This window comes from Nocardioides hwasunensis (assembly GCF_014779665.1).
Taxonomy (GTDB): Bacteria; Actinomycetota; Actinomycetes; order Propionibacteriales; family Nocardioidaceae; genus Nocardioides; species Nocardioides hwasunensis.
On sequence record NZ_JACXYY010000006.1, the window covers coordinates 368,181 to 375,706 of the forward strand.

General features: G+C 70.8%; 8 protein-coding genes. 7 read left to right on the plus strand and 1 reads right to left on the minus strand.

Annotation, left to right across the window (positions count from 1 at the left end; genetic code table 11):
* Positions 1–130 precede the first annotated feature (130 nt).
* The 6 genes from IEZ25_RS16320 to IEZ25_RS16345 all read left to right on the plus strand — a co-directional run bounded on the left by IEZ25_RS16320 (position 131) and on the right by IEZ25_RS16345 (position 4,291).
* Positions 131–832 (plus strand): TetR/AcrR family transcriptional regulator, encoded by a 702-nt coding sequence (locus tag IEZ25_RS16320; protein ID WP_191200497.1) that lies wholly within the window; start codon positions 131–133, stop codon positions 830–832.
* Between the two features lie 169 nt (positions 833–1,001).
* A complete protein-coding gene (locus IEZ25_RS16325) occupies positions 1,002–1,457 on the plus strand; it encodes a hypothetical protein (RefSeq protein ID WP_191200498.1) in 456 nt (151 codons plus the stop codon).
* A complete protein-coding gene (locus IEZ25_RS16330; RefSeq protein ID WP_191200499.1) occupies positions 1,454–1,780 on the plus strand; it encodes a transcriptional regulator in 327 nt (108 codons plus the stop codon). Before IEZ25_RS16325 ends, IEZ25_RS16330 begins: the two co-directional genes overlap by 4 nt.
* A gap of 67 nt (positions 1,781–1,847) precedes the next feature.
* Positions 1,848–2,330 carry a hypothetical protein gene (locus tag IEZ25_RS16335; protein ID WP_191200500.1) on the plus strand — a complete coding sequence of 161 codons (483 nt, stop codon included), beginning with the start codon at positions 1,848–1,850 and terminating at the stop codon, positions 2,328–2,330.
* A 21-nt stretch (positions 2,331–2,351) separates the two neighbouring features.
* Positions 2,352–3,629 carry a sensor histidine kinase gene (locus IEZ25_RS16340; RefSeq protein ID WP_191200501.1) on the plus strand — a complete coding sequence of 426 codons (1,278 nt, stop codon included), beginning with the start codon at positions 2,352–2,354 and terminating at the stop codon, positions 3,627–3,629.
* A complete protein-coding gene (locus IEZ25_RS16345) occupies positions 3,626–4,291 on the plus strand; it encodes a response regulator (RefSeq protein ID WP_191200502.1) in 666 nt (221 codons plus the stop codon). Before IEZ25_RS16340 ends, IEZ25_RS16345 begins: the two co-directional genes overlap by 4 nt.
* 11 nt (positions 4,292–4,302) lie before the next feature.
* On the opposite strand, the gene IEZ25_RS16350 is transcribed toward IEZ25_RS16345, so the two are convergent.
* Positions 4,303–5,685, minus strand: a complete 1,383-nt coding sequence (locus IEZ25_RS16350; protein ID WP_191200503.1) for a serine/threonine-protein kinase — start codon at positions 5,683–5,685, stop codon at positions 4,303–4,305.
* 72 nt (positions 5,686–5,757) lie between these two features.
* Between IEZ25_RS16350 and tyrS the strand changes: the two genes are divergently transcribed.
* On the plus strand, positions 5,758–7,023 hold the full coding sequence (gene tyrS, locus IEZ25_RS16355; RefSeq protein ID WP_318152275.1) for a tyrosine--tRNA ligase: 1,266 nt from the start codon (positions 5,758–5,760) through the stop codon (positions 7,021–7,023).
* Positions 7,024–7,526: the final 503 nt, after the last annotated feature.

Here is a 7,526-nt window from a genome sequence, read left to right on the forward strand (position 1 = left end):
TTGGTGAGTGTCTGGAGTGTCGATCCGAGGATCGAACGCTGTACGGTTGTCGTACAACGTTCGAAACATAGAACACTGTTCGATGATTGCGCAAGAAGTCGACGGATGACGACGTGATGGGATGGGTCACATGGCTGGCGAGAGAGCAGGACGAGGCGGCGGTCGCCGTCGTGCCGCGCACTCCATGGAGGCGGTGATCTCGGAGGCCGTCGCGCTGCTCGACGAGGCGGGCGACTCCGCGCTGACCTTCCGCGCGCTCGCCGCGCGGCTCGGTGGGGGAGCGGCGAGCATCTACTGGTACGTCGCCAACAAGGACGAGCTGTTGGACCGCGCCAGCGACCACGTCGTCGCCCAAGTCCTCGTCGACACCGAGGACTTCCACGGCTCCGAGGACCCGATCGACGATCTCCGCGCGATCGCGGTGGCCCTCTTCGGCGCGATCACCGTCCGGCCCTGGCTCGGCGCCTACTTCATGCGCGACACCGGGGTGCAGCCCAACGCCCTGGCCCTCTACGAACGGCTCGGCCAGCAGGTGCTGCGCCTCGACCTGACCCCGCGCCAGTCGTTCCACGCCGTGTCGGCCGTCATGGGGTTCGTCGTCGGCATCGCCGCCGACCTCGGCCAGAAGCCGCCGCAGGAGGTCGTCGACGGCTCGGTCGAGCGCGACGAGCACATCGAGCGCTTCGCCGACCAGTGGCGCTCGCTGGACCCGGCCGAGTTCCCCTTCGTGCACCACATCGCCGACGAGTTCGCCGGCCACGACGACACGGAACAGTTCCGCGCCGGCCTCGACCTCCTGCTCGCTGGGCTCCGTCTCCAGGCCGACGCCTGAGCTCGCTCGGCGCCGGGCTGGAGTCACCGGATATCCGGTGAGACTCCCGCTTCGTACCCGAGATCTGGTGTGACAAGCGGGGTGGTCACCGGATATCCGGTGACTCCAGAGCCCGTCGCCCGTCACCAGTGACTTGCCGAGACGGAAAGTGACGACTAGTCTTTCCGTCATGGAAAACGTCTCCGGTCACGATGCTCGCCGCTCGCTCGACGCCGTCGCGGAGTCGCGCCGCGAGGTCGCCGCTCGCCTGCGTACACCGCGCTGGTACTACCCCGCCCTGGGGCTCCTCGTCGCGCAGATGGTCGCGGCCCACGGTCTCCTCGCCAGTCCGCTGGCGGTCCTCTCCTCGCTCGCCGTCGCGGTCGGGGCCGGCTGGCTGGTGCACGCCTACGCCAGCCACGCGGGGGTCGTGGCCCGCTTCCCCGACAGCCTCCGCAGCGGCCTGGCCCTCGCGGTCTTCGCCGCGGGCATCATGGTGCCGGTGCTCATCGTGGTGCTCGTCGGCGACCTCGCCGCCACGAGCGTGCTCCTGCTCGCTGCGTCCGCCCTGGTCGCGACCGTCGTGCTCGGACCCGTGTACGACGCCGTGAACCGCGCCGACCTGCGACGACGGGCGGCGGCGTGAGCGTCCCGCGCTTCGACGAGGTCGTGCACGCACCCAACCGCCTGCAGATCTGTGCGCTGCTCGTCGCGGTCGACCGGGCCGAGTTCGCCACCTTGCGGGAGTCGCTCGGGGTGGCCGACTCCGTGCTGAGCAAGCACCTCAAGGTCCTGGTCGACGCCGGCTACGTGGTGCTCGCCAAGCCCGCGGGCCACGGTCGCGTCCGCACCTGGGCCAGCATCACCGGGTCGGGCCGGACAGCGTTCGCTGGCCACGTGGCGGAGCTGCAACGGCTCGCCGCGACCGCGGACCCGAGCAGCGTGGAAGCCGGCACCGAGAGGTACTAGCACCATCGGACATCTGTCCCACCGGGGTCTGGTCGGCCACGCTGGGCCCACCCACCCAGGAGGATCCGTGACCACCACCCGCTCATTCGCCCGCTCGCTCGCGGTCGCCGTCGCCCTCGCCGGCCTGACCACCGGCCTGGTCGGCACCGGTGCCACCGCGGCATCCGCACACCAGGTCGGCGCGGCTGCGCCACGCAGCGGCGGCGACGACGACCCGGCGGGCGACGACCACGGCGGACACGGCGGCGATGACGACGAGGTCGTCCGCACCGGCCGCTGCGGCGCGGGCGCGACCTGGAAGCTCAAGGTCAAGCCTGACGACGGACGCCTCGAGGTCGAGGGGGAGGTGGACAGCAACGTCGCCGGTCAGCGGTGGCGCTGGACCCTGCGTCACAACGGCTCCGTGAGCGACCGCGGTGCCGGCACCACGACCGGCCGCAGCGGCTCCTTCGAGGTCGAGCGCACGGTCGTCGACCTCGCGGGCACGGACACCATCGCCTTCCGTGCGGTGCATCGGGGGAAGGTGTGCCGGGGTGTGGTCAACTACTGACCTCACCGGAGACAGGACCCCATGCGCTGGCTGACGAATCCCGTGGTGCAGTTCCTGGCCACGGGATTCCTCGTGCTCGTGGTGGTGCTCGTCGCGACCAGCGCGCTCAGCCGCTCGGCCGCCGACGAGGAGGCCGTGGGGGACGCCCGGTCGCTCACGTGGGTGCTCGGCCAGTCGGTGGCCCAGCCGGCGATCCCGGCGGGCCTGGTGGACGGCGACCCGGCCGCCATCGACCGGCTCGACCGCACCGCGCTCGACCGCCTGCTGGTGGGCGACGTGCTGCGGGTCAAGGTGTGGGACCGCGACGGCACCGTGCTCTACAGCGACCGCACCGAGCTCATCGGCGCGGTCTACCCGCTCGACGACGACGAGCTCGAGGTCCTGGAGCACGGCGGGACCGACGCGGAGCTGTCCGACCTCGCGAAGCCGGAGAACCGGTTCGAGCGGGAGTTCGGGGGCGACCTGCTCGAGGTCTACACCCGCATCGAGTCGCCCGAGGGCCAGCCGCTGCTCTTCGAGGCCTACCTGGGCGTCGACCAGATCCGCGAGAGCCGTGCGCAGATCCTCGACCGCTTCCTGCCGATCACGATCGCCTCCCTGCTCGCGCTCGTCGCCCTGAGCACCCCGCTCGTGTGGCTCCTGTCCCGTCGCATCGCCCGTGCCGCACGCGAGCGTGAGCGGCTCCTCGAGGCCGCCGTGCGCGCCTCCGACGACGAGCGGCTGCGCATCGCTCGCGACCTGCACGACGGCGTCGTCCAGGACCTGGCCGGGTCGTCGATGGCCCTGTCGACCCTCGCCGCCCGCGCCGAGGGCGACCACCGCGTGGAGCTCGAGGAGGTCGGGCGGTCGCTGCGGGTGAGCATGCGCGCGCTCCGGTCCCTGCTGGTCGAGATCTATCCGCCCGACCTGCACACCGCCGGCATCGAGGCGGCCCTCCACGACCTCGTCGCCCCGCTCGTGGCGAGCGGCGTCGCGGTCGACGTCGACGTCAGCGGGGACGCGGACGCTCCGCGCTCGGCCGTCGCCCTGGTCTGGCGCGTGGCCCAGGAGTCGGTCCGCAACGTGGCGAGGCACGCGGGTGCGGGACGGATGTCCCTCACCGTCCACCGTCAGGGAGCAGCGCTCGTGCTCGAGGTCGTCGACGACGGAGCGGGTTTCGACCCCGGGGCCGTGCCGGGCAACGACCGGTTCGGTCTGCGCGCGGCCGGAAGCCTGGTCCGCGAGCACGGCGGCACGCTCGAGGTCGAGTCCGCACCGGGCTCGGGCACGATGGTGCGGATGGAGGTCCCCCTGACATGACACACCCGATCCGCCCCATCCGAGTGGTGCTGGCCGACGACCACGCTGTCGTACGTCGTGGGCTGGCGGGGCTGCTGGAGTCGACCGACGACCTCGCCGTCGTCGGCGTCGCCCGCGACGGCAGCGAGGCGGTCGAGCTGGTGCGCGAGCACCGACCCGACGTCGCCGTGATGGACCTCCAGATGCCGGTGCTCGACGGCGTCGAGGCGACGAGGTCGATCGTCGCCGAGCAGGTGGGCACCGAGGTCCTCGTGCTGACGTCGTTCTCCGACCACGCCCGCATCGACGCCGCCATCGAGGCGGGCGCGGTGGGCTACCTCCTGAAGGACGCCGAGCCCGAGGTGCTCCTCGACGGCATTCGCGCGGTGGCCCGTGGTGAGTCGCCGCTCGACCCGCGTGCCGCCCGCCGGCTGCTCTCGCGGGGTTCCCGCGGTGGTGAGGGACCGGGCTCGGGTCCCGGTGGCGCGGCTGACCTCTCGCCCCGGGAGGCCGAGGTCCTGCGTCTGGTGGTGGAGGGCCTGCTCAACAAGCAGATCGCCCAGCGCCTGGGCATCACCGAGCGCACGGTGAAGGCGCACCTCACGTCGGTCTACCAGCGCATCGGCGTCGCCGACCGCACCCAGGCCGCACTCTGGGCGCAGCGCCACGAGCTCGGCCGCTGAGACCGGGCGGGTCAGCCCTCGCCGGCGATCAGGTAGCGGTCGTCGAAGCGCTGCAGCTGGAGGCGGATCCGGTCGGTGTTCCGCGCGCCGGACTTCATGACGTAGTCGACCGTGTAGCCCACGGTGAGGTCCGAGGGGTCGCTCGCGACCTGCGTGAGGGTCGCCGAACGGACCTTGCTCCACCAGCTGTTGTAGCCGCCGAAGCCGCCACTGGCCTCCTGGAACTCGGGAGTGAGCTGCTCGAAGCCGGCCCGGGCGTCGCTGGTGACCGTCGCGAGGTAGGAGGTGATGAAGGCGTCCATCTGCTCGCGGGTGTCCTCCGCGGACAGCGGTGGAGGACTGGTGCTGGTCCCGGCCTCCGAGGTCTCCGAGGCCCGGGGACTCTCCGCGCCCCGGTCGGGCGCCGCCTCGGGCGTCCCGCGTCCGGCCCAGACGTACGCCGTCACGATGGCGCCGACCGCGAGCACCGCGAAGGCCGCGATCCACGCCCAGCCGCGTCTGCGCGAGCGTGCCGGTGTGGTCGATGCGGTGGCGACGACCGGCATCGACCCGGTCGGGTCCGGGGGCGGGACCGCGGCGACGGGGACCGCGGTGACCGTCGACCGCTGTCCGCGGGCGATCCTGGCCAGCTCGTCGCGGACCTTCCGCATCGGCCAGCGCTGCTCGGGGTCACGGTTCATCATCACCGTCAGCAGGCCGGCCATCGGGTGCCCGTCGGGAAGCTGCGGCGGGTCTTCGTGGACGATCTTGTAGAGCGCACCGATGAGGTTGTCGCCGACCTCGTACGGCGCGTGGCCGGTGACCGCGTGGAAGAGCGTGGCTCCGAGCGACCAGACGTCGCTCGCCGGCGTGGCGGAGGACCCCGAGGCCACCTCGGGGGCGAGATAGGCGGGGGAGCCGGTGACGAGCCCGGTCTGGGTGAGGGAGGCGTCGTCGGCTGACCGCGCGATGCCGAAGTCCCCGAGCTTGGCGACCCCGTGGGCCACCAGGATGTTGCTCGGCTTCACGTCCCGGTGGACGATGCCGGCGGCGTGGGCGTCGGTCAGCGCGTCCGCCGCCTGCGCGAGCAGCGCGGCAGCCTCGGTGGCCTCCAGCGGCCCCGAGCTGCGGACGGTCTCGCTGAGCGGGTCGCCGTCGACGTACTCCATCACCAGCCAGTGGACCTCGCCCTCCGCGACGAGGTCGAAGACCGAGACCACGTGGGGGTGGTTGAGCGCGGCCGCCAGCCGTGCCTCGCGTCCGACGCGCTCGAGGTGTGCGTTCTCCGAGCCGGGCATCACCCCGATCCGCTTGACGGCCACGGTGCGGCCGAGCACCTCGTCGTGGGCCAGGTGGACGGTGCCCGAACCGCCTCGACCGATCTCCCGTCCGAGGGTGTACCTACCTGCGATCACCGTGCGGTCCTCCTCCGTGCTCGCCCTAGGCTAGTGCGCGACCACCAATCGACCTCACCCGAAGGACCCCACGTGACGACCCCGAACATCCTCGACGAGCTGGAGTGGCGCGGCCTGGTCGCGCACTCCACCGACCGCGACGCGCTCCGGGCGTCGCTGGGCGAGGGGAGCGTCAAGTTCTATGTGGGCTTCGACCCGACTGCGCCGAGCCTGCACATGGGCAACCTGGTGCAGCTGGTCACCGCACGACGGCTCCAGGACGCCGGCCACACGCCCTTCATCCTGGTGGGCGGGGCGACCGGGATGATCGGGGATCCGCGCGACTCCGGCGAGCGCACGCTCAACTCCGCCGACACGGTGAAGGAGTGGACCGAGCGCGTGCGCCAGCAGGTGTCGCGGTTCGTGTCGTTCGAGGGCGACAACGCGGCCACGACCGTGAACAACTACGACTGGACCGCCTCGCTCTCGACGATCGACTTCCTGCGCGACATCGGCAAGCACTTCCCGGTCAACCGGATGCTGGCGCGCGACACGGTGAAGCGACGTCTCGACTCCGGGATCAGCTACACCGAGTTCTCCTACGTGTTGCTCCAGTCCATGGACTACCTCAACCTCTTCCGCGAACGCGGCGTCACGCTCCAGTTCGGTGGCTCCGACCAGTGGGGCAACATCACCGGCGGGGCAGAGCTGGTCCGCCGGGTGACGGGGGAGAACGCCTTCGGGTTCGCCACCCCTCTGATCACCAAGACCGACGGCACGAAGTACGGCAAGACCGAGGGAGGAGCGCTCTGGCTCGACCCGGAGATGCTCTCGCCCTACGCCTTCCACCAGTTCTGGCTCAACGCCGAGGACGAGAAGGTCGGCGAGCTGCTGCGGATCTTCACCTTCCTCACGCGCGAGGAGATCGAGGACCTGGAGGCGCAGACCGCCGAGAAGCCGTTCCTGCGGGCGGGGCAGAAGCGCCTGGCCGACGAGGTGACCGCCCTGGTGCACGGTGCCGACGAGGTCGAGCAGGCCAAGGCCGCCGCGGCCGCCCTCTTCGGCGGAGGGGACCTGGCCTCGATCAAGCCCGACACGTTGGCCTCGGCGCTGCGCGAGGCCGGGGGTACGACGCTGCCCGTCGGCGACCTGCCTGGGATCCTCGACCTGTTGGTGACCTCGGGGCTGGCGAAGAGCAAGGGGGAGGCGCGGCGCACGGTGGCCGAGGGAGGCGCCTACCTCAACAACGTGCGGGTCGAGGACCCCGAGCTCCAGCCCACGGACGACGACCTCGTGGGCGGCTCGTGGCTCGTGCTGCGTCGCGGGAAGAAGAAGTTCGCCGGCGTCGAGGTGTCCTGAACGGGGCCGCTCGATGACCGGCAGATGACCTCGAGGTGGGGCGCCAGGAGCGGGCCGACGCGCCCGTCCCTGACGCCCCACCTGTCACAACAGGCCTCTGACCTGCGAAAACGTCGATGTGCTCGCGGTCACACCATCTCGATTTGCGCGATGTCATGAGTACGCATACTGTTCTCTTTGTCGCCAGGGAGCGGCGGGGAGCAAGACCGGTCAGGTCGGGCTCCCGGCCCCGGGCAGGACAACCCGAAGCGGTCATCGGTCACGGTGACACCACCGGGTCGCAGTGACACAGGCGAGGATTTGCTTCGTCAGAAAGTCACTCGCTAGGTTTCACCAGTTGCCTCACGCAACCGAGATCCTCACCGGATCACGATGTGGGTGCGTCTGATTTTTGAGAACTCAACAGTGTGTTTGATTAGTCGACGAATTAGTTTGTTTTGCCCCGTTGACGTCAACGTGTGTCTGGCCTGGTGCATCTTTGTGGTGTGGGGGTTGGGTTTGTT

Bases quoted from the DNA above. Each gene is read 5' to 3' on its own strand.
- IEZ25_RS16325 (WP_191200498.1), top strand. From the start codon at position 1,002: ATGGAAAACGTCTCCGGTCACGATGCTCGCCGCTCGCTCGACGCCGTC.
- IEZ25_RS16345 (WP_191200502.1), top strand. From the start codon at position 3,626: ATGACACACCCGATCCGCCCCATCCGAGTGGTGCTGGCCGACGACCAC.
- IEZ25_RS16320 (WP_191200497.1), top strand. From the start codon at position 131: ATGGCTGGCGAGAGAGCAGGACGAGGCGGCGGTCGCCGTCGTGCCGCG.
- IEZ25_RS16340 (WP_191200501.1), top strand. From the start codon at position 2,352: ATGCGCTGGCTGACGAATCCCGTGGTGCAGTTCCTGGCCACGGGATTC.